Origin of the sequence: Bradyrhizobium sp. AZCC 1721, assembly GCF_036924715.1 — a bacterium.
Classification (GTDB): domain Bacteria; phylum Pseudomonadota; class Alphaproteobacteria; order Rhizobiales; family Xanthobacteraceae; genus Bradyrhizobium.
On the sequence record NZ_JAZHSB010000001.1, the window covers coordinates 6,819,892 to 6,840,894 of the forward strand.

Annotated in this window: 19 protein-coding genes, 1 pseudogene and 1 riboswitch; of the genes and pseudogenes, 16 read left to right on the forward strand and 4 right to left on the reverse strand. The window is 63.3% G+C overall.

Annotation, left to right across the window (positions count from 1 at the left end):
- The first annotated feature begins 67 nt into the window (after positions 1-67).
- Positions 68-267, forward strand: a riboswitch (cobalamin riboswitch).
- 111 nt (positions 268-378) lie between these two features.
- From V1273_RS32570 to V1273_RS32605, 9 genes and pseudogenes are all read left to right on the forward strand, one after another.
- Complete coding sequence (locus V1273_RS32570; RefSeq protein WP_334411974.1) at positions 379-2,673, forward strand: TonB-dependent receptor; 2,295 nt, start codon at positions 379-381, stop codon at positions 2,671-2,673.
- 468 nt (positions 2,674-3,141) lie between these two features.
- A complete protein-coding gene (locus V1273_RS32575) occupies positions 3,142-4,128 on the forward strand; it encodes a methyltransferase (RefSeq protein ID WP_334411975.1) in 987 nt (328 codons plus the stop codon).
- 23 nt (positions 4,129-4,151) lie between these two features.
- Entirely contained in the window at positions 4,152-5,330 is a 1,179-nt protein-coding gene (gene pobA / locus V1273_RS32580) for a 4-hydroxybenzoate 3-monooxygenase (protein WP_334411976.1), read from the forward strand.
- A gap of 268 nt (positions 5,331-5,598) precedes the next feature.
- Positions 5,599-6,111 (forward strand): annotated as a pseudogene (locus tag V1273_RS34155) (ABC transporter substrate-binding protein); the annotation flags it as partial.
- Positions 6,112-6,143: 32 nt separating this feature from the next.
- On the forward strand, positions 6,144-6,566 hold the full coding sequence (locus tag V1273_RS32585; protein ID WP_334411977.1) for an ABC transporter substrate-binding protein: 423 nt from the start codon (positions 6,144-6,146) through the stop codon (positions 6,564-6,566).
- A gap of 94 nt (positions 6,567-6,660) precedes the next feature.
- Positions 6,661-6,834: a hypothetical protein gene (locus V1273_RS32590; protein WP_334411978.1), complete on the forward strand. Its 174-nt coding sequence runs from the start codon at positions 6,661-6,663 to the stop codon at positions 6,832-6,834.
- Complete coding sequence (locus V1273_RS32595) at positions 6,788-7,018, forward strand: methyltransferase (protein ID WP_334411979.1); 231 nt, start codon at positions 6,788-6,790, stop codon at positions 7,016-7,018. The genes V1273_RS32590 and V1273_RS32595 overlap by 47 nt, the downstream gene beginning before the upstream one ends.
- A 191-nt stretch (positions 7,019-7,209) precedes the next feature.
- The gene (locus tag V1273_RS32600; RefSeq protein WP_051379883.1) at positions 7,210-7,449 is read left to right on the forward strand and encodes a hypothetical protein; all 240 of its coding nucleotides are present in this window, start codon (positions 7,210-7,212) and stop codon (positions 7,447-7,449) included.
- Positions 7,450-7,455: 6 nt separating this feature from the next.
- A complete protein-coding gene (locus tag V1273_RS32605; protein WP_334365442.1) occupies positions 7,456-7,746 on the forward strand; it encodes a hypothetical protein in 291 nt (96 codons plus the stop codon).
- 30 nt (positions 7,747-7,776) lie between these two features.
- Here V1273_RS32605 and V1273_RS32610 read toward each other — a convergent pair whose 3' ends face one another.
- Entirely contained in the window at positions 7,777-8,019 is a 243-nt protein-coding gene (locus V1273_RS32610; RefSeq protein ID WP_334411980.1) for a hypothetical protein, read from the reverse strand.
- Positions 8,020-8,196: 177 nt separating this feature from the next.
- Between V1273_RS32610 and V1273_RS32615 the strand changes: the two genes are divergently transcribed.
- Positions 8,197-8,358, forward strand: a complete 162-nt coding sequence (locus tag V1273_RS32615) for a hypothetical protein (RefSeq protein ID WP_334365443.1) — start codon at positions 8,197-8,199, stop codon at positions 8,356-8,358.
- A 104-nt stretch (positions 8,359-8,462) separates the two neighbouring features.
- On the opposite strand, the gene V1273_RS32620 is transcribed toward V1273_RS32615, so the two are convergent.
- Entirely contained in the window at positions 8,463-9,764 is a 1,302-nt protein-coding gene (locus V1273_RS32620) for a hypothetical protein (protein ID WP_334411981.1), read from the reverse strand.
- Between the two features lie 174 nt (positions 9,765-9,938).
- Here V1273_RS32620 and V1273_RS32625 point away from each other — a divergent pair, with 174 nt between their 5' ends.
- Together V1273_RS32625 and V1273_RS32630 are read left to right on the forward strand one after the other, a co-directional pair.
- Positions 9,939-11,153: an MFS transporter gene (locus V1273_RS32625; protein ID WP_334411982.1), complete on the forward strand. Its 1,215-nt coding sequence runs from the start codon at positions 9,939-9,941 to the stop codon at positions 11,151-11,153.
- A gap of 172 nt (positions 11,154-11,325) precedes the next feature.
- Positions 11,326-13,068, forward strand: a complete 1,743-nt coding sequence (locus V1273_RS32630; protein ID WP_334411983.1) for an N-acyl-D-amino-acid deacylase family protein — start codon at positions 11,326-11,328, stop codon at positions 13,066-13,068.
- A gap of 312 nt (positions 13,069-13,380) precedes the next feature.
- Here the strand turns inward: V1273_RS32630 and V1273_RS32635 are convergent, their stop codons facing one another.
- Entirely contained in the window at positions 13,381-14,667 is a 1,287-nt protein-coding gene (locus V1273_RS32635) for an MFS transporter (RefSeq protein ID WP_334379910.1), read from the reverse strand.
- Between the two features lie 257 nt (positions 14,668-14,924).
- Between V1273_RS32635 and V1273_RS32640 the strand changes: the two genes are divergently transcribed.
- The 4 genes from V1273_RS32640 to V1273_RS32655 are packed head-to-tail and all read left to right on the forward strand — an operon-like array spanning position 14,925 to position 19,568.
- Entirely contained in the window at positions 14,925-15,611 is a 687-nt protein-coding gene (locus V1273_RS32640; RefSeq protein WP_334365448.1) for an ABC transporter ATP-binding protein, read from the forward strand.
- The gene (locus V1273_RS32645; RefSeq protein ID WP_334411984.1) at positions 15,608-18,070 is read left to right on the forward strand and encodes an ABC transporter permease; all 2,463 of its coding nucleotides are present in this window, start codon (positions 15,608-15,610) and stop codon (positions 18,068-18,070) included. Before V1273_RS32640 ends, V1273_RS32645 begins: the two co-directional genes overlap by 4 nt.
- Entirely contained in the window at positions 18,060-19,145 is a 1,086-nt protein-coding gene (locus V1273_RS32650; RefSeq protein WP_334411985.1) for a lipocalin-like domain-containing protein, read from the forward strand. Before V1273_RS32645 ends, V1273_RS32650 begins: the two co-directional genes overlap by 11 nt.
- 30 nt (positions 19,146-19,175) lie before the next feature.
- On the forward strand, positions 19,176-19,568 hold the full coding sequence (locus tag V1273_RS32655; RefSeq protein WP_334411986.1) for an MAPEG family protein: 393 nt from the start codon (positions 19,176-19,178) through the stop codon (positions 19,566-19,568).
- A gap of 163 nt (positions 19,569-19,731) precedes the next feature.
- On the opposite strand, the gene V1273_RS32660 is transcribed toward V1273_RS32655, so the two are convergent.
- Positions 19,732-20,925, reverse strand: a complete 1,194-nt coding sequence (locus V1273_RS32660; RefSeq protein ID WP_334411987.1) for an ABC transporter substrate-binding protein — start codon at positions 20,923-20,925, stop codon at positions 19,732-19,734.
- Positions 20,926-21,003: the final 78 nt, after the last annotated feature.

Genomic DNA, 21,003 nt, shown 5'->3' on the forward strand with positions numbered 1-21,003 from the left:
ATAGCGCACTCGTCCAGTGAGGATCGCCGGACGCCCCGGGGCGCATTGACTCGGACTTTGACAAACTTCTACCATAGTTCCCGACGGTTCCCGTTTTGGGGATCAAAAGGGAATGCGGTGCGGGGAAATCCCCCAATTCCGCGGCTGCCCCCGCAACTGTAAGCGGCGAATCCTTCGTCATAAGCCACTGGGCATCTCGGTCCTGGGAAGGCGACGATGGGGTAACGACCCGCGAGCCAGGAGACCTGCCGTCAGCCGTGGTCACACGCGAAGATGTCGGTCGGGGAGTACAGACATTAGCTTCACCTGAGTTGCTGAAAGCACATGGTGAGACTTGGTTCGCTGTGACGTGCCACTGACGTCACCGAGGTCCAAGTCATGTCTTTCACCAACACAGCCACGCGGCGCCGCCGCTTTTGGCTCACCAGCAGCTTCCTGATACCCATCTCGCTTGGCATTTCCGGCGCACAGGCGCAGCAAACGGCGCCCGAGCAACTGCCACCGATCGAGGTAACCTCGCCCACTGACGCGAACCGGACCCGCGCCAAACCGACCTACGATGAAGGATCGACCTCGCGCCGCATCGTGCCCGCGGCTGCGCCGTTGACCGGCACGCGACCTGCGGCGGGGACCGGCTCGAACGTCGCATCGCAAAGCGCCCCGCAAGGCGCGGGCGCAGGCGGCGGACGGCAGTTCTCCGGCATCGTCGGCACGGCGTCGACCGTTATTACCGCCGAAGAGATCGCGCATTCGCCCGCACAAACGTTGCAGGAAATCATCGCGCAAACGCCGGGCGTGCAACTGACTAGCCTGTTTGGCGGCGTCAACGGCGCCAAGACCAGCGTCGACCTCCGCGGTTTCGGCGCTTTCGCGACCTCAAATACCCTGGTGCTCATCAACGGCCGAAGGCTCAACGACATCGACATGGCCGGCGTCGATTTTTCGACCATTCCGCGCGATTCGATCGAGCGGATTGAAATCACCCGCGGCAACAGTGGCGCGGTACTGTATGGCGACAACGCGGTCGGCGGTGTCATCAATATCGTCCTGAAGAACGGCGTCGGCGGCCCACCAGTCGCCATTCGAAGCGAGGCCGGCGTCGGCTCGTTCAATCAACGACTTGCGAATCTCTCGGCCACGACCAATTACGGACCGTGGTCGACATCGTTCTATGGCAACGCAATCAAGTCCGACGGCTATCGGGAAAACAATGCGCTCGACCAGCGCAACGGGGTCGGCAATCTCAATTACTCCACGCCCGACCTCAAGGCCTTTCTCACGGTGACCGGTGACGACCAAAAGCTCGGATTCCCCGGCGGCCGCTTCGTCGATCCCTCGATCGGTCTCAACGAACTGGTCACGAACCGCCGGGGCGCCGCCACGCCGTTCGATTACGGCAATCAGCAGGGCGCCAGCGCCACCGCCGGTTTCACAAAAACGCTGTGGAACGGCGCCGAACTCATCGTCGACGGCGGCGTGCGGAAGAAGGATACGCAAAGCGGTTTCTTCGGTGCGGTACCGTTTGCTTCGCCGCTGCCGAGCTTCTCCTCGACCTATAACGATGCGGCACTGCAGACCTGGTCGATCACGCCGCGACTGAGTGTCAAGAACTCGATACTCGGGATGCCCTCACAGATCCTGACCGGCATCGATTATTACGATGCGACGTTCAACCAGGAACGCGGGGCGTTCAAAGGCCTTCCGCCCACCCACATCTACGATCTGTCGCAACAGTCGGTGGCGGGCTATTGGCAGCAGACCGTCGGTCTGCTGCCGACGACGGATTTCTCCTACGGCGCCAGGATTCAAAATACCAGCCTGAGTGCCCGGGATCGGTACGACCCCAACGCGCCCGGTTGCGCCATGTTCTTTAACTGCAGCGCTCAGGCCTTCCCGTTGGACAGCAACGAAACGCAATATGCGCTGCATGCTGGCCTCGAGCATCGCTTCAATGGCGTATTCTCGGTGTTCGGCCGCGCCGCACGCGCGTTCCGCACCCCGACCGTGGACGAGCGCGTCGCCTCGGGTCCGGCATTCGACCCCTTCTTCACCCCGCTGCCCGGCGACTTCAATCTGAAGACCCAGACCTCGCACGACATCGAGGGCGGCTTCCGCATCAAGAGCGGTGCCTTCCAGATGCAATCGAGCATCTACAACATGGACCTCGAGAACGAGATCCATTTCAATCCCGTGCTGTTCCACAACTTGAACCTCGATCCCACCCGCCGCTACGGCTCCGAGACCAGCGCTTCGCTGCGCGTCAGCGACAGCGTGCTGCTGCGGGGTGGCGTCGCCTATACGCGCGCTGTCTTCCGCGAGGGTGCGTTTGCGGGGAACGACGTGCCGCTGGTGTCGCGCTACACCGCGAGCGGCGGCGTGACCTGGAACATCTGGCAGAACTATCTGGTGTTCGACGCCACGGTGCGCGCCTGGAGCGAACGCTTCATGGACAACGACCAGGCCAACACCCAGCGCCGCATTCCGGCAGACGCCACCGTCGATTTGAAACTGAGCGGCGCCTACGATCGTTTCTTCTGGTCGGTGGGCGTGAACAACCTGTTCAACGCGCTCTATTACGACTACGCCATTGCGAGCTCGTTCACGCCCGGCCGTTTCTCGGCCTATCCGCTGCCCGGCCGCACCTTCATGGTGAAGGCTGGCGCGACGTTCTGACCGATACAGCCGGTTCGGCTTATGTCGAACTCGACATAAGCCGAACTATGTCGAGCACGAAGTTATGTTGCGACGGCCATCCGGCCCCTGACCGTTAAGGGTCAAAGGGGCAGGTCGCTTTACATAACTAATTGCCTGCTGCCGCTGTCCCCGTGAGAATATTCGCGTGGAGCTTTCGCGGACAGCGCCTCCGGCCAAGCATGCAAACGTCCAGCCGATTGCCGCCGCGCCCGAGCTTTCTTCCGTCGCTCCGCTGAAGGCGCAGCGACGCCAAACGAGAATTGGACTGGCCGAGAATCCATGAATTGGCACTTCTACCAGTCTTGTAATTTCTTACGATACTAGGATGGCAATGTTCGCCAACACGGTCATGCAAGCCACGGTCCTTAGTCTGGAACATGGGAGGCCGAAATGCCTCGAACAAAAACTCTTGCCCCCAAGCTGGAGCTTCCTTCCGCCGTCCCGCTGATGGCGCTTTCGACCGGTTTCTGGGCCTTCAAGACTCTGGCCGCTGCGCACGAGTTGGACCTCTTCAGCCGCCTTGCGGGCGGCGCCAGCATCACGGTTGCCGGGCTGGCGGAAGCCCTCGGTCTGCATCCACGTCCGGCCGAGATGCTGTTGACCGGCTGCGCTGCACTCGGGCTTTTGGAGAAAACGGACGGCCGTTATCGCAATACGCCGTTAAGCGAAGCCTATCTCGTGCGCGGGAAACCGTATTACTTCGGTGGCTTCGTGCAGATGGCTGACAAGCGGCTCTACGCGGGCTGGGGGAGGCTTACAGAGGCGCTGCGCACGAACCGGCCAACCACGTGGGACCCGGCAGTGCAATCCTCGATGTTCGACGGCGAGGATCCGACGATGCTGGCACTCTTCTGGGAGGCGATGCATTCGCTCTCCACGATGACCGCGCGCAAGCTCGGCGAAGCCGTGGATCTCAGTCATTTCCGCCGCCTTCTGGACATCGGCGGTGGATCCGGCGCGTACGACATCGAGCTTTGCAAACAGTATGGGGCGCTGCGTGCGACCGTGTTTGACTTGCCGCATGTGGCCGCGATCGCCGCGGGAAAGATTACCGAGGCCGGCTTGACCGACCGCATCGAGACCGCCGGCGGCAACTTCTTCGAACAGCTTCCCGGGGATCACGACGTGCATCTCCTGTCGATGATCCTGCACGATTGGGACGAGGCGAAGAACCGCGCCCTGCTGCGCCGGTCCTTCGAGGCTTTGCCGAGCGGCGGCGCAGTCGTCATCAGCGAGCTTCTCGTCAATAACGAAAAGACCGGGCCGGCGCCGGCTGCGCTGATGAGCCTCAACATGCTGATCGAGACGGAAGGGCGGAACTACACGCCGGCCGAATATTCGGCGTGGCTCGAGGAAGCCGGATTCCGGGACATCGAGACGGTCTGGTTCGACGCACCCGCCGCAAACGGCGCCGTGATCGGCCGTAAGCCGTAACTCAAGGGAGGCCTCATGCGGCGATGACGCGAACGCAGGTTGCCATCATCGGCGGCGGTCCCGCCGGTCTACTACTCTCCCACATGCTCGCCCGCAACGGCGTCGACAGCATCGTGCTGGAGCGGCAGAGCCGCGGCCATGTGCTCGAGCGCATCCGCGCCGGGGTGCTGGAAGCGGGAACGATCGAACTCTTGCGCGAGGTCGGCCTCGGCGCGCGCATGGATCGGGAGGGACGTGTCCATGACGGCTCGGGCATCGCGTGGGAAGGCAAGCCGCACTTCCTCATCGACACCCGCAAGTTCACCGGCCGACCGATGATGTCCTATGGCCAGACCGCGATCACCGAGGATCTCTATGCCGCGCGCGACGCCGCTGGCGGCGTCGTGATCGATGACGCGGCAAACGTAGCGCTGCACGAGCTGACGTCGGACCGCCCGCACGTGACCTACGAAAAGGGCGGGCAGACCCGCCGGATCGATTGCGACTATGTCGCTGGCTGCGACGGCCACCATGGCGTGAGCCGGCAATCGATCCCGGCGTCGGTGCTGCGCACGTTCGAGCGCGGCTATCCGTTCGGCTGGCTCGGCATCATGTCGGAGACGCCGCCCTATCCGGAGATCTGCTATTGCTATCATTCGCGCGGCTTCGCGCTCGCCTCGCAGCGCAGCCCGATGCTGAGCCGCTACTACATCCAGTGCGATCTCGACGCCCGCATCGAGGACTGGCCGGACGACCGCTTCTGGGAGGAATTGAAGGCGCGCTGCCCGAAGGACATGGCCGACAGCATCGTGACCGGTCCCTCGATCGAGAAATCGATCGCGCCGCTACGGAGCTTTGTCGCCGAGCCGATGCGCTATGGTCGCCTGTTTCTGGCGGGCGACGCAGCGCACATTGTCCCTCCCACAGGAGCGAAAGGTCTCAACCTCGCGGTCTCCGACGTGTTCTACCTCTCGCGCGCGTTGACCGAGGCCTTGAAGGCCGGCCGCACCCACTATCTCGACGGCTATTCCGATATGGCGCTGCGCCGGGTGTGGAGCGCCGAGCGCATGTCGTGGTGGCTGACCACGTTGATCCACCAGTTCCCTAATGAAGCGCCGTTCGACCGGCGCATGCGCGAGAACCAGTTCGATTACCTTCTTGCGTCGGAGCGTGCGCAGGCATCGCTCGCCGAGCAGTATGTCGGCCTGCCATTTGAGAGCTGATGCCGCGAGCGCTACGCTTCGCTGCCGCAATCGCTCGCAGCGCCTTATCGGCAGCGGGGCCCGCACGAACTCTGGAATCGAAGGACACTGGCAACTCGTTGATTCCAGTGTGGCTTGGTTCAGAAGTCTGTGGCTTGGTTCAGAAGTCTGTGGCTTGGTTCAGAAGTCCGTATGTCCAACTCGCCGCGAGAATGGTGCGGACTTCTGAACCGCCACACTAGTGATGCACACGAAGCCTGTTGACCACATGCAGAAGAACAGCCGTCTTATGCGACTGCCGGCCGCATCTAGGAGTCTGGTGACCGGACGGATCGCCGCAGCCTCGACCGCCTTGATCCTCTCCAGCACCTGGGCACCTGCGCAGGAGGTGAAGGTCGGCGTTCAGTTGCCTTATACCGGCGTGGGCGCGGAGAACGCGCAGCAAATCGATCGAGGTCTTGATCTCTACCTCAAGCTCAACCCCGACAAGGTCAAGCCATACACGATCAAGCTGATCAGACGCGACGCCAAAGATCTCGCCGGCGCCAATGCGCGTGTCGCGGTGCAGGAGCTGCTGACCCAGGACAATGTCGATATCCTCACCGGCTCGTACGATTCGCCGAGCGCGATCGCCAGCGCGCCGCTGGTCAACGCAGGAAAGAAGCTCGCGGTGATCCGGAACGCAGGCGCATCGCACATCCCGAACCTCTCGCCCTATTATGTCCGCGTATCGTTCAGCAATTGGCACGCTGGATTCTCCATGGGCGAGGCCGCCGCTAAGACACTGCAGGCGAAGACCGCGGTGGTCGGCTATAAATCAGCCAGGACAGCAAGTTGCAAAGGATGGGAGAGGCAGCGGCCGGTCTTGTCACCGCCTACCACTACAATGCCGATCTCGACCACGCGGAGAACCAGCGCTTCGTCGCGGCATGGAAGAAGGAATACGGTGCCGACGCAGTTCCGGACTTCTTCGCCGTCGGCGGCTACGACGGCATGGCGGCAATCGTGCACGCGATCCTTGCAACGAACGGGAAAAGCGACCCAAGCGAGGCGCTTGCGGCGCTCAAGGGCTGGACGCATGACAGCTCACGCGGGCCGATCGAAATCGATCCGGTTACGCGTGACGTGGTGATGAACGAGTATCTCTCGGAGGTGATCATGCAGAACGGTCGTCTGCATCAGAAGGTGATCAGGACCATCGAGCGCGTCAAGGATCCGTGCAAGGAGCTGAAGATCGATCCGTGCCGCCCCCATTGAGCACGTTGCGCAGCGATGACCGCGTTGGGTATCGGTCCGTTTCAGCCGTAACCGATTGTCCGAATCCCGAAATCACCCCGTTACCGAGGCCGGCTTGACCGACCGCATCGAGACCGCCGGCGGCAACTTCTTCGAACAGCTTCCCGGGGATCACGACGTGCATCTCCTGCACGATTGGGACGAGGAAGAACCGCGCCCTGCTGCGCCGGTCCTTCGAGGCTTTGCCGAGCGGCGGCGCAGTCGTCATCAGCGAGCTTCTCGTCAATGACGAAAAGACCGGGCCGGCGCCGGCTGCGCTGATGAGCCTCAACATGCTGATCGAGACGGAAGGGCGGAACTACACGCCGGCCGAATACTCGGCGTGGCTCGAGGAAGCCGGATTCTGGGACATCGAGACGGTCTGGTTCGACGCACCCGCCGCGAACGGCGCCGTGATCGGCCGCAAGCCGTAAGGCTCAGCTTCATCGAGCCGCTCATCGAAGACCGGCTCGACCTGCCGTGTTCCCGCAACCTTTCATATCAAGGCAGATTCTGTCAGAAACTGCGCCATTTTCGACCGAAAATAACATCCTCTGCGCGCCGATCCGTGGTAAATGGGCCACAGACCGCTCGACGATATCAGTCGTGATTTCAGAGGTATGACATGAATGATGAGCCGAAGAGCGCCGCCGAGCTGAAAGAAATGAGGCTCAACCGCAAGCGCGCCCAGGAAGTCGACGGCATCAAGGCGATGGCCGAGATCGCGGCTGCCGATATTGCGATCCGCCAGCGAACCGAGAAGCTGCGCGCGCTGCGCCTGGCAAAGGAAGCGGCCGACCGTGCAAATCCGCCGGAATCGAAGGTCAAGGGCAAGACCAAAGCCAGGATTGCGAAAAGAGGCTGACTTGAAATGACGAAAGAGGATCGCGATCGCGCCCAGGCGCGCTTCGACAAGGCGGCCAAGGCCGTTCAGGACGCCAAGTCCGGCAAAGCCGAACGCGACGCAGCGGCGAAAGCCGTGCTCGACAATATGGCGAAGCTGAAGGCGTTGCGGCTTGCGCGCGAAGCAGCCGAGCCGCAACGTGCGCCCGCCGCAAAGGCCGCAAAGAAGGCGCGCAGCAGCACAAAGCGGGCCGATGAGAAGCCGGTGGCCCTGTCCGAGTGGCTGGCGAGCCAACAGAACGGCGGACGGCGAACCTGAGATCGGCCGATCGAACTCGAAGATTCGGCGTTACGTCGGCCCCGGCCAATCGATCATCGATCGCGTCTTGTTTTCGGCATCGTAAACCTGCACCTGAAGCATCTGGAAGCGGTTCTTCAACGCCATGCCCGCTTCCTCAGCCGCCTCCACCGTATCGTGATGCGACTTGAAGTGGCCATCCACGACCAGCGAATAACCGGCGGTCGGAGCCTTGTCGGCGCGGAGGATCTTGCGCTGTTGCGGTTCATCGAGCGCAATGCGGGGCTTCTTCATACTGGCTCCATGTGATGCCCTTCGAGCTGAAGCCGCAAAAAGGGCGGGAAGAAACGTTTGACCGGCGCTAGGATATCTTCCGGGCGCGATTAGATTGAGGTCATGCCGTTACCCTGAGTCGGCATGCAGCGCAAACGCCGATTGATCCGGCGAGAATCATCACTTTGGTGAAATCATATGGGCGGAACAGGCAGGAAGAACAGCGAGCCTCCGAAACAAGGCGATGCCAAGCCGAAGAAGCCACCGCGCCCGCCGGTTGAGGAGGAGGAGGACTACGAGGACGGCGACATCGCTACGCCGAAGCGGGACCGTTATGGCCCCGACGATGAGCCGTTGTAGCCTCATAAAAGTTGTCATCGCCCGCCAACGGGTCGCGCGAAGGCGCGCCCGATGACAGGCTCCGGCGCGGGCGATCCAGTACGCCACGGCCTTTCTGCAGAACATCAGCGCTGCGGAGTACCGGATCGCCCGGTCAAGCCGGACGATGACGAGCTGTGTTGGTAGAAGCCTTCGCTTTCAATCACCCGAATACTCGCTGCATCGAGCAGATGCGCGCCAAAGCCGCCGCGTGCTAGTTTGACCGCCAGCTTCGGCGAAACCAGCAGCGCGGCTGCTGTCAGCGCCAGCGGCACGGCGCTGATCCAGTCCGACTGCACCGGTGTGAGTTCTTCGCTGCTGCTGGCATAAGGCCCGCGCGCCGCAGCGAGATGCAAGCATTCCCTGAGAATGTCGGGCCGCGTTCCGCCGCGCGCCGCACATCCGAGCAACGCCTGCATCGCCAGGTGCGTGAGCACGCCCTCGCGGCCTTCAAGCAACGGAGCCGGCGTCTCGCCCAGCGAGATCAGAAGCAAAAGTCCGACGAGGTCGACGCCGGAGCGATAGGCATTCATCGGCTCGACCAGCCGCGGATTGCAATCGATCAGCAATGGCGCGGTATCGACGTCCGGCATGATGTAATCGACCGACAGCGCGCCGTGCCAATCGAGCGCCCGGCCGATCTGCTCGACGTAAGCGCGAACGACCGGCCGGCTCACGCTCTGCTTGATCGCCTCGCCGCCACCAACGCCCGCCGCGATCTGCCGATAGGCATGAAAGCCGAGCATCCGGCCGCGGCAGAATACCGATTGCGCCTTCTCGGTAGTGCCTGCGACGAGGTCTTGCACCAGCACCTCACCGGCGAATGCGTCGCTGTCCTCGAGATCGTGCAGCGCGCGCATCAGATCGTCCGCGCAACGCACGAACCAGATGCCCCGGCTGGCGGTGCCGACAGAAGTCTTCACGACGGCCGGATAGCGAACCGCATCGCGCACCCCTTGCGCGGATTGCACGATGCGCGTCGGCGGCTGCGGCAATCCCAACCGATCGAGCAGCCGGCTGAAGCCGGCCTTGCTATGCGCCTCGCGGTAGCTCTCGAAGTTCGGCAGCGCGAGACCGGCGCGACCTTCGATGCGCTGCGCGACCCGCGCAAACAAAAATCCCTGCTCGTGCGTCGGCAGCAGCACGTCGAATTTTCCGCCGGCCAGTCGCTGCTCGACGAAGGTCAGGTAACCGGCGGGGTCGTCCCGCAGTCCAGGGCAGCGATGAAATTTGCGGACGAAGCGCGAGAACCGCGATAGACACCAGGGCGAGGGATCGCAGACCTCGACGTGATGGCCCGAAAGACCGAGAATCGTAATGGCCTCCCGGGCCGAAGTCGAGGAACCTTCGGAGACCAGTACCCGGAGCGGTGTTGCGGGATCAGGCATGCCGGATCATTGCCGCGTAAACCGCCTTTGTCTCCTGATTTAATGGCGGCATTTCGTGCGCCCTGCCCTGCGCCGGGGCAGCCATGCAGCGGCATTCATGGACAAATAACGGCCTGCCTATATTTTCAGCCCCGCCCAGCCGGGCCACAAGTTTCACAGGATTTTTGAGCTGACATGGTCGACATTCTGGCCGCACCGCAACAAACCAAAGCGGACACTTCGCTGCGCACGCTTGCGGCGATTTCGATCGCCCATTGGGTCAGCCATTTCCATCTGTTTGTGCTGCCGATGCTGTTTCCGTTCCTGAAGGAGCAGTTGGGCGTCGGCTACATTGAGCTCGGCTTCGCGCTCACGGTGTTCGGCGTCGTCTCCGGCCTGACGCAGGCGCCGATCGGCTATCTCGCCGATCACATTGGCGCACGAAAAGTGCTGCTGATCGGCCTCACCGTCGGCGGCCTCGCGCTGATCATGCTAGGCCTGCACCTGAGCTACGTCTCGCTGATCATCTCGGCCGCGCTGCTCGGCCTTGCCAACAGCGTTTATCACCCCTGCGACTATGCGATCTTGTCGACGCATATGGATGAAGCGCGGATGGGCCGGGCGTTTTCGGTCCATACCTTTGCGGGTTTCCTTGGTGGTGCGGTGGCGCCCACGATCATGCTTATGCTGGTGACAGCCGTCGGCGGGCTCGGCGCGCTGATCGTGGCCGGTGCGGTCGGCCCTGCGGCAGCGCTGCTACTGATCGCGGTCAGGATTCCCGATGCCAGTTCGGCCGATCGCAAGGCCGATGACCCTGCAGCGCCGCAGCAGAGCATCGTGACGCCTGCGATCATCGTGCTGACGATCTTCTTCATGCTGCTCGGCCTGTCCAGCGCCGGCATCAGCAATTTCGGCGTCGTTGCGCTGATGAGCGGCTTTGGCGTGACGTTCTCGGCCGCCAACGTCGCGCTGACCGCCTATCTCGGCGCCAGCGCGGCCGGCGTGCTCGCCGGCGGCTATCTCGCCGACCGCACCACGCGGCATGGCAATGTCGCCGCTTCGTGCTTTGCCATCAACGCCGTCATCATAACAATCATTGCGACGATCAATCTGCCGTCGGTGGTGCTGACCGCCGCGATGGGGCTGGCCGGATTCCTCGGCGGCGTCATCGCCCCTTCGCGCGACATGCTGGTGCGCAACGCGGCTCCTGCGGGCGCCGCGGGCCGCGCCTTCGGTATCGTCTCCACCGGCTTCAATTTCAGCGGCATACTCTCCCCGCTATTGTTCGGCTGGATCATGGATCAGAACCTGCCGCATTGGGTGTTCGGCGCCTCCGTCGCCTTCATGTTGCTGACGGTCCTGCTGGCGCTGGTGACCGACCGCAAGCCTGCGGAACCCACCAGAACGTAACAGCATCGGTCTTTTATTTTGACGCGTTTTCTTCACGCGAACCGGCGGCCACCCCCGGATCAAGTCCGCTCGAAAGCGCTTTGATGCATTCCTGAACCTCATCCCCGGCGGTTGACAGTGTCCGGGGACGCCGGATGATGCGTCAACAAAAGCCAGATCCGGGATGGAAGCCATGACCTCGACCCCCGACCTCGTGATCCGCGGCGGCACCGTTGCCGATGGCAAGGGTGGCGACTTGTTCGAAGCCGACGTGGCGATTGCAGGCGGCCGCATCACCGAAGTCGGCAAGGTAGCGGCAAAGGGCAAGGAAGAAATCGACGCCAAGGGCAGACTGGTTACGCCAGGCTTTGTCGACGTCCACACCCATTATGATGGCCAGGTCACCTGGAGCCAGGACATCACGCCCTCCTCGCAGAACGGCGTCACCACAGCGATCATGGGAAATTGCGGCGTCGGCTTCGCGCCGTGCCGACCGGCCGACCATGTCCGACTGATTCAATTGATGGAAGGCGTCGAGGATATCCCCGAGCCGGTGTTGAGCGCCGGCATCCCATGGGCATGGGAGAGCTTTCCGGATTACATGGAGTGGCTGTCGAAGAGAAGCTTCGACATGGACATCGGCGCGCAACTGCCGCACGCGGCTTTGCGCGTCTATGTGATGGGCGAGCGCGGCGCGCGCCGCGATCCCTCGACATCAGACGACAACAAGGCGATGGCAGCACTGGCTGCTGATGCGGTGCGATCAGGCGCGCTCGGCTTCTCGACCTCGCGCACGCTCAACCACCGCACCTCGACCGGCGATTTTACGCCGACGCTGAAGGCCGGCGAGGACGAACTGACCGCGATTGCCGCTGCGATGCACGCGCACGGCCGTAGCGTCTTTCAGTTCGTCCTCGATCTTTCCGGAATCGACGAAGATCTGCCGATGATGCTGCGGGTGGCGGAGAACACGAAGATCCCGGTATCGTTCTCGATCACGCAGAACGACAGAGCGCCGCAGCGCTGGCGCCAGACGCTCGACACCATCAGGGATGCTTCGGCGCGCGGCCTGTCGATTACGGCACAGATCGCGGCCCGCCCGGTCGGATTGATGCTCGGCCTCGAATTGTCGCGCAACCCTTTCCAGACTCATCCGAGCTACCAGGCGATTGCACATCTGCCGCTCACCGAGCGGCTCGCGCGGCTGCGCCAGCCGGACGTACGCAAGGCGATCCTGAGCGAGCACGCCACCGCGACCGACGATCCGCTGTTCTTCCGGCCGAACTACGACAAAATGTACCTGCTCGGTGATCCGCCGGACTACGAGCAGCCGCCGGAAAACACGCTGGGCGCCCAGGCCCGTCGCCAGGGCAAGCAACCGGAAGAACTCGCCTATGATGCGATGCTGACGGATGACGGCCGCGGCATGCTCTACGTGCCGTTCCTCAATTATGCCGACGGCAATCTCGATGCTGTCAGCGAGATGCTGCGCGATCCCAATGCCGTGCCGGGGCTCTCCGACGGCGGCGCGCATTGCGGCATCATCTGCGATGCCAGTTTCCCGACCTATCTCTTGACGCACTGGACGCGCGACCGCACCCGCGGCGAAAAACTGTCGATCCCGTTCGTCATCGCCGCGCAATCGCGCAAGACCGCGCTTTCGGTCGGCCTCTACGACCGCGGCGTGATCGCGCCCGGCTTCAAGGCCGACGTCAACGTGATCGATTACGACCGTCTGCATCTGCATCCGCCAAAAGTGCATTACGACCTGCCGGTCGGCGGCCGCCGCCTGATGCAGCAGATCGATGGCTATGACGCCACCATCGTCTCCGGCGTGGTGACGCGGCACGCCGGCAAAGCCACCGGCGCGCGCCCGGGCAAGCTGGTGCGCGGCGCGCAGGGCTCAAAGCCGCAGATGGATGCGGCGGCGAGTTAAGACGGCGCCGTTTCGTCGTACTCGGTGTCGTCCCTGCGAACGCAGGGACCCATACGCCGCAGCCTGCGGAAATGGCACACGGCGAGACGGCGGCGCTTCAACAATGTAAGCTGGTGGTTATGGGCCCCTGCTTTCGCAGGGGCGACAAGTTTAGGGGTTCTCGCCTCTATTCCGTCGTCCCTGCGAACGCAGGGACCCATACGCCGCGGCTCATCGTTCAGGGCGATGTGGCAGACGTCTCGCTTAGACAATCAGCATTCGTGGTTATGGGTCCCTGCGTTCGCAGGGACGACGGATGGATTTGTTATTTCCTCACGCGAATTTCGGTTGTGCCGCTGCTTGCGCCATCAGCCTTGCGCGTTCCGTGTTCGGCCACAGCAGCAACAGTCCGAGCAACCCTGACGCCGCCATGATCACGGCGTTGATGGTGAAGCCGGTCATGTAGCCGTCGAGCGGCACCGCCGCATTCTGAATCACGGCGCCCATCACGAACGGCGCGATCATTCCCGCCAGCGTGTAGATCGCGCCATAGATTGCGATCACGGCGCCGCGCTGCTGCACCGGGGTGAATTCGCCGAGCATCGGCGGACAGACCACATAGATCGAGCCGCACAGCCCGGACCCGACGACGAGGAACGCAATCTGCCATCCCGCGCCGTTGACATAGGGTAGCACGGCAAGAATCGCCCCGCCGACGATCAGCGGCACCGAGCCGAGCACACCGCGCGCACCGCGCGTGGTATAGCCGCGCGTCAGCATCACCTGCGAAACCCAGCCCGTCAGCAGCACGATGGCCGCGCCGAACACCCAGGGCAAAACCGAAATCCAGCCTGCGTCTTGTTGCGAGAAGCCCAGCCCCTTGACGATGAATGGCGTGAACCAGGTGAGGCCGAGCGACAGCGCCCAATAGGCGCCAAAGGTCGCGGCGCAGCAGCCGATAAAGGTTCGCGAAGTTAGAAGCTGGAGATAGGGAACGCGCGGGTCGGCAGCGGCCGTTGTAACGGTCTGAACCAGCGGTCCCTCCTTTCCCATGACCAGCCACGCCGCTGCCCACATCAGGCCGACGATGCCGAGCGCGCCGAACGCATAGTGCCAGCTATGATTGACGATGATCCAGTTCAGTGCGGGCACCGCGAGGATCACCCCGAACGCCGAGCCCTGCGAAAGGATCGCGGTGGGCAGCGTCCGCTTTTCGTCGGGAAACCACTTGTAGACCGCGTGCGCCGCTACCGCGAACGCAGGTCCCTCCCCTGCACCAAGGATGATGCGGCAGATCACGAGCGTCGTAAATCCGACGGTGCCGACCATCGGAAACTGCGCCACCGACCAGATCACCGCCATCGCGAGCAGCACCCAGCGGGTATCGATGCGATTGACGATAAAGCCCACGACGATGGCCGAGATGGAAAACAGGAAAAAGAACGAGGATCCGAGAAAGCCGAACTGTTCCGGCGAGAGCTTCAGCTCATCCATGATCGGCGCGCCGGCAAGCCCGACGACGATCTTGTCGGCAAAGTTCACCAGCATGAACAGAAACAGCAAGAAGGTAATTGTCCAGGCGCCCTTGGGCGTCCCCTTGGGCGTCGCTTGCGCGGTCATGGCTGGTTTCCCCGTATCTTTGCTGATTCTGTAGGATTGGCCGGTTTCGATGCTACAAGGGGGCTTGCGGGCAAGGCAACCGGGATTTCCGCAAATGCCCGCCGTGCAACTGCCGGCTGGTGCGACAGGCGCACGCCACAACCGGATCACGATCGCGGCGCGGCGCGATTGAGGCCGTGATCGGGGACGCGTGCCCTGATATGTTGCATGCCATCACGTCGGGGGATTTTCATGGTCAGATCGGTCCATCGTCTCGCATGACCAAATACAATCCCAGTGCGACCGGCCCCGTGCTGCACGTGGCCGGCCTGACCAAGAGCTACCGCACCGCCGGCGAAGAGGTCGCGGTGCTGCGCGGCGTGAACCTGACGGTCGCTGCCGGTGAGAGCGTCGCACTCACCGGCGAATCCGGCAGTGGCAAGAGCACGCTCTTGCACCTGATCGCCGGGCTCGATGCGGCCGACGGCGGCGAGATCAGGTTGGCGGATGCCGCAGTCGCCGAACTCAGCGATGCCGAGCGGGCGGAAATGCGCCGCGACCGGCTCGGCTTGGTGTTTCAGCAATTCAACCTGGTCCCGAGCCTCACCGTGGAAGACAACCTCGTTTTCCAGTCGCGCATCGCCGGTCGTCACGATGCGGCCTGGCACCACGAACTGGTGGAGCGGCTCGGGCTCGGCCGCTTCCTGAAGCGCTATCCCGAGCAATTGTCCGGCGGTCAGCAACAACGCGTCGCAATCGGCCGGGCATTGGCGGTCAAGCCGCTATTGCTGCTCGCAGACGAGCCGACCGGCAATCTCGACGAGGACACGGCGGACGAAGTGCTGGCGCTGGCGCGCGACCTGGTGACGCGCAGCGGCTGCGGTTTTCTGTTGGTGACGCACAGCGCGCGGCTCGCAGCAACGCTCGACCGCCAGGTCAACCTCCACGCCGGGGTGATCGCGTGAAACGCGCGCTGTGGACGCTGGCCGTGCTGCTGAGCCACTGGCGGCGGCACCCGATGCAGTTGGCGACCCTGCTGATCGGGTTGATCTCGGCGACCGCGCTGTGGAGCGGCGTGCAGGCGCTCAATCAGCAGGCGCGCACATCCTATGATCGCGCCGCCGCTACGTTTGGCGGCACGCGCACCGCCATGCTGGTCGCCCGCAACGGCGTAACTTTTCCGCAAGAACTTTTTGTCGAGTTGCGCCGCGCCGGCTGGCCGGTCTCGCCGATGCTCGAAGGCCGCATCCAGATCGAGGGACGGTCGTTGCGGCTGCTCGGCATCGAACCCGTTACGCTGCCCGCTGAAGTCGGCAACGCGCCGACGATCGGCAAAGCCGGCCTGCAATCCTTCATGACGCCGCCGGGCGAGATCCTGGTGGCGCCGGAAACGCTTTCCGACCTCAAGCTCGCGGAGGGCGCGCGTCCACGAGGCGATGGCGGCGCACCGCTGCCGCCGCTTCGCGTGCAGCCAAACCTGGTGCCCGGCGTGCTGGTCGTCGACATCGGCATTGCGCAGAACCTCCTGAAAATGCCGGACCAGCTTTCGCGGCTCCTGATCGGCAAGGCGACCGGGAGGCACGCGCCGCTTGAAAGCGTTGCCGGCGACAAGCTTCGGCTGGTCGCAGCCGATGCGGAGACCGATCTCGAACGTCTCACCGACAGTTTTCACCTGAACCTGACCGCGTTCGGGCTGCTGTCGTTCTTTGTCGGCCTGTTCATCGTCAATTCGGCGATCGGGCTCGCCTTCGAGCAGCGGTTGCCGACCTTGCGCACCTTGCGCGCCTGCGGCGTCTCGGCGCGGATGCTGAACGCCGTGCTGGTGCTTGAACTGGTGGCGCTGGCACTGGCCGCGGGGCTGATTGGACTCGTGTGCGGTTACTTCATCGCCGGCGCGCTACTGCCTGACGTCGCCGCATCGCTGCGCGGGCTCTATGGCGCGCAGATTCCGGGACATCTCACGCTCAAGCCGCAATGGTGGATCGCGGGCATCGCCATCAGCATCTTGGGCGCGCTCGCAGCGGCCGCTGCCAGTCTCACCAAGGCGCTGCGGCTGCCGTTGCTCGCCACCGCCCAGCCCTTCGCCTGGCAACAGGCGCAGCGGCGCTGGCTCATTTACCAGAGCGCGCTGGCGCTCGTCGCGTTCGCAGCGGCCGGCGGCTTTTTGTGGTTTGGCGATTCCCTGATTTCTGGCTTTGCCGTGCTCGCTGCAATAATGCTCGGCGCAGCGCTGATCCTGCCGATGTTTCTGGAAATCGTGCTGTCGCTTGGCCAGCGCTATGCACGAGCCCCGCTCGGAATCTGGTTCTGGGCCGACAGCCGCCAGCAATTGTCGGGATTGTCGCTCGCCCTGATGGCGCTGTTGCTCGCATTGGCGGTGAATGTCGGCGTCTCCACCATGGTCGAGAGTTTTTCCCGCACGTTTCTGGTCTGGTTGGACGGGCGGCTGGCCGCAGAAATTTATGTCAACGCCGCCAACGACGCGCAGGCACACGAGATCAAGGCGTGGCTTCGCGAACGCCCCGAGGTCGAGGCGATCCTGCCCGGCGGCCGTGCCGATACGCAATTGGCGGGCGGGCCGATCGAGGTGCTGGGCCTGTCCGATCACGCCACCTATCGCGACAACTGGCCGCTGCTGCAATCGGCTGAGGATGCCTGGGTCAAGCTTCGCCCTGGCGATGCGGCCCTTGTCAGCGAACAACTGGCGCGACGGCTGCATCTCTCCCTTGGCGACCGCATCGACGTGCCCGCGTCAGGCGGAAACTGGACGCTCAACGTGGTCGGCATCTATGCCGATTATGGCAACCCCAAGGGCCAGATCGCGGTGAACTTCGCCGCGCTGACGCGGCGCTTTCCGGAAATCCCGCTGACGCGCATGGGACTGCGGGTCGCCTCGCCAAAGATCCCGGCGCTGATCTCGGCGCTGCAGGAAAAGTTCGGCCTCGACGATCGCAATGTCGCCGACCAGGCGACGATGAAGGCGGAATCGACGCGGATCTTCAACCGCACTTTCGCGGTCACGGCGGCGCTGAACGCCTTCACGCTCGGCGTCGCCGGCGTGGCGCTGTTGACGAGCCTCTTGACGCTTGCCAATTCCCGCCTGCCGCAACTGGCCCCGTTGTGGGCGATCGGCGTCACGCGGCGGCGGCTCGCGGCCATCGAGCTGTTGAAGACGACCTCGGTGGCGTTGATCACCACCATCTTTGCGCTTCCGCTGGGTTTGCTGGTCGCGTGGTGCCTGCTCGCGATCGTCAACGTCAAGGCGTTCGGTTGGCGGTTGCCGTTTCATGTCTTTCCGCTGCAATTGCTGTGGCTCACCGGCGTCGCGATGGCGGCAGCGGTTGCGGCTTCCGCGCTCCCCGTCATCAGGCTGGCGCGCATGCAGCCGACCAGCCTGATCAGGATCTTTGCCAATGAACGGTAGCGACCTCATTACCCGCCGCTGCTTCATTGGCGGTACACTCTTGGCCGGATTCGGCGGCGAGGCACTCGCGCAGGGCTTTGCCGGGCTTGGCGATAGCGCGGATGGATTTGCGCCGGTCGTGCCGGGCAGGACATTTGGTTTTCCTGCCGACCACGGCCCACATCCGGAATTCCGCATCGAGTGGTGGTATGTGACGGCCAATCTCAGCGATGTCAGCGGAGCAGCCTACGGCGCCCAATGGACGCTGTTTCGCCAAGCGATCGCGCCGGGCGGACCGCGAGAGGGCTGGGCCAACCAGCAGATTTGGATGGGCCATGCCGCCGTCACCCGCGAAGATACTCATCGCTTCAGCCAGACGTTCGCGCGCGGCGGTGTCGGCCAGGCCGGCGTCGAGGCCAACCCGGTTCACGCCTGGATCGATGCCTGGGAGATGCGCGCCCTCGATTCCGTGAATGACGACAATATCGCACCGCTGGAACTGAAAGCATCGGGCGCCGACTTCAGCTACACGCTGCGGCTTGACGCGGATCGGCCGCTGGTGCTGCAGGGCGAAGGCGGCTACAGCCGCAAATCGCTGCGCGAACAGGCCTCCTATTACTACAGCCAGCCGCATTTTGCGACGACGGGCATCCTCACCATTGACGACAGGCCCATCGACGTCACCGGCATGGCCTGGCTCGATCGCGAGTGGAGCAGCCAGCCGCTGGCCGCGGATCAAAGCGGATGGGATTGGCTCTCGCTGCATTTCAACGCCGGCGACAAATTGATGCTGTACCGGATGCGCCAGACCGACGGCCAGCATTATGGCTCGGGCAAATGGATCGCGCCCGACGGCACGGCCGAGCAACTCGCCTCCGCGGATATCGCCATGACGCCGCTCGCGTTCACCGAGATTGGGGCGCGAAAAATTCCGACCACATGGCGCATCGAGGTTCCGAGCAAGGCGCTCAGAATCGAGTGCACGCCGCTCAATCCCCGGAGTTGGATGGGCACGAGCTTTCCCTATTGGGAAGGCCCGATTCGCTTCGCAGGCAGCCACACGGGGGTGGGCTATCTGGAAATGACGGGCTATTAAGCCCGCGCACGAAACAGGGGAGTTTCAGCGATGTATCATCTCACCGCGCTCGTCAGCTTGCTGGCGATCCTGGTCTACTTCTATTCGTCCGTTCGTGTGGCACAGGCGCGCGGCAAATTCGGCGTCAAGCTGCCGGCGATTTCGGGCAATCCCGATTTCGAGCGCGTGTTTCGCGCGCAGATGAACACGCTGGAATGGCTGCCGATCTTTTTGCCGGCGCTATGGCTGTTCGCGATCTATATCAGCGACGGCATTGCCGCTGCGCTGGGGCTGGTCTGGGTGATAGGCCGCATTTTCTATATATTTGGCTACGCGAAGTCGGTCCCACAGCGCAGCCCCGGCTTTGCGACTCAGGCGCTGGCTACGATCGCGCTGTGGGTCGGCGCATTCGGCGCCATCGTGTGGCGGTTGGTGCAGGGGTGACGGACACGCTTCTCTCTCCCACGTCGTCCCGGGCAAGCGCAGCGCGACCCGGGACCCATAACCACCGATGGCAATTGTTGCGCGACGCTGGGGCCATCGCCCGGCGCAACCAACAACCGCCTGTGGTTATGGGTCCCTGCGTTCGCAGGGACGACAAAAAAGCTTACTTCACCAGCGGGCAGCCGGAATCCTTCGCCGCCGGGAACGCCTTGTCGCCCGGCACCACGGCGAGCTGCTTGTAGTAATCCCACGGCTTCTTCGATTCAGATGGCTTCTTGACCTCGAACAGATAGAGGTCGTGCACCATGCGGCCGTTTTCCAGCACCTTGCCGCCTTGCGCAAAATCGTCGTCGACCGGGAGCTCCTTCAACTTCTTCGCCACCGCCTCGGTGTCCTTGGTGCCCGCCGCTTTTACCGCCTTCAGATATTGCAGCGTCGCCGAATAGGTGCCGGCCTGGATCATGTTCGGCATGCGGCCGGTGCGCTTGAAGAAGCGTTCGGCGAGATTGCGGCTCTTGGCGTCTCGGTCCCAGTAGTAGCCTTCGGTCAGCACCAGGCCCTGGGCGGCGTCGAGGCCGAGGCCGTGCACTTCGGCAAGCGTCAGCAACAGGCCGGCGAGCTTCTGGCCGCTCTTGACGATGCCGAATTCCGCCGCCTGCTTGATCGAGTTGGTGGTGTCGAGGCCGGCATTGGCGAGACCGATGATCTTGGCTTTCGAACTCTGCGCCTGCAGCAGGAAGGAAGAGAAGTCCGACGAGTTCAGGGGAATGCGGACTGCGCCGAGCACCTTGCCGCCCTTCGCCCTGACGAAATCGCCGGTGTCTTTTTCCAACGCATGGCCGAAGGCGTAGTCGGCGGTCATGAAGAACCAGGTATCGCCGCCGGATTCCACCAGCGCACCGCCGGTGCCGTAGGCGAGCGCGTGCGTATCGTACGCCCAATGGAATCCATACGGCTGGCAGGAATCGCCGGTGAGGCGCGAAGTCGCAGCACCCACGACGATGTCGATCTTCTTCTTCTCCTTAGAAAGCTCGTGAATCGCGAGCGCGACGGAGGAGGTCGTCAGCTCCGTGATCATGTCGACGCCCTCGACCTCGTACCAGCGCCGCGCGATCGCGGTGGCGAGATCCGGTTTGTTTTGATGGTCGGCGGAGACGATTTCGATCTTGTGGCCGAGCACCTCGCCGCCAAAATCCTCGATCGCCATCTTGGCCGCTTCGAACGACCACTTGCCGCCGTAATCGGCGTAGACCCCGGACTGGTCGTTCAAAATGCCGATCTTGACGCCCTGCGCCGATGCCGGCGCGGCGAGCAAAAGACCAACTGCCGCAACGGCGGCCAACAATCCCGACTTCATTCTTTTCTCCAGGAATTTTTTGTCAAAGGAACCTCGCGACTTTATTCAATAACCCCGCGAGTGCCCATCCATTTCAGA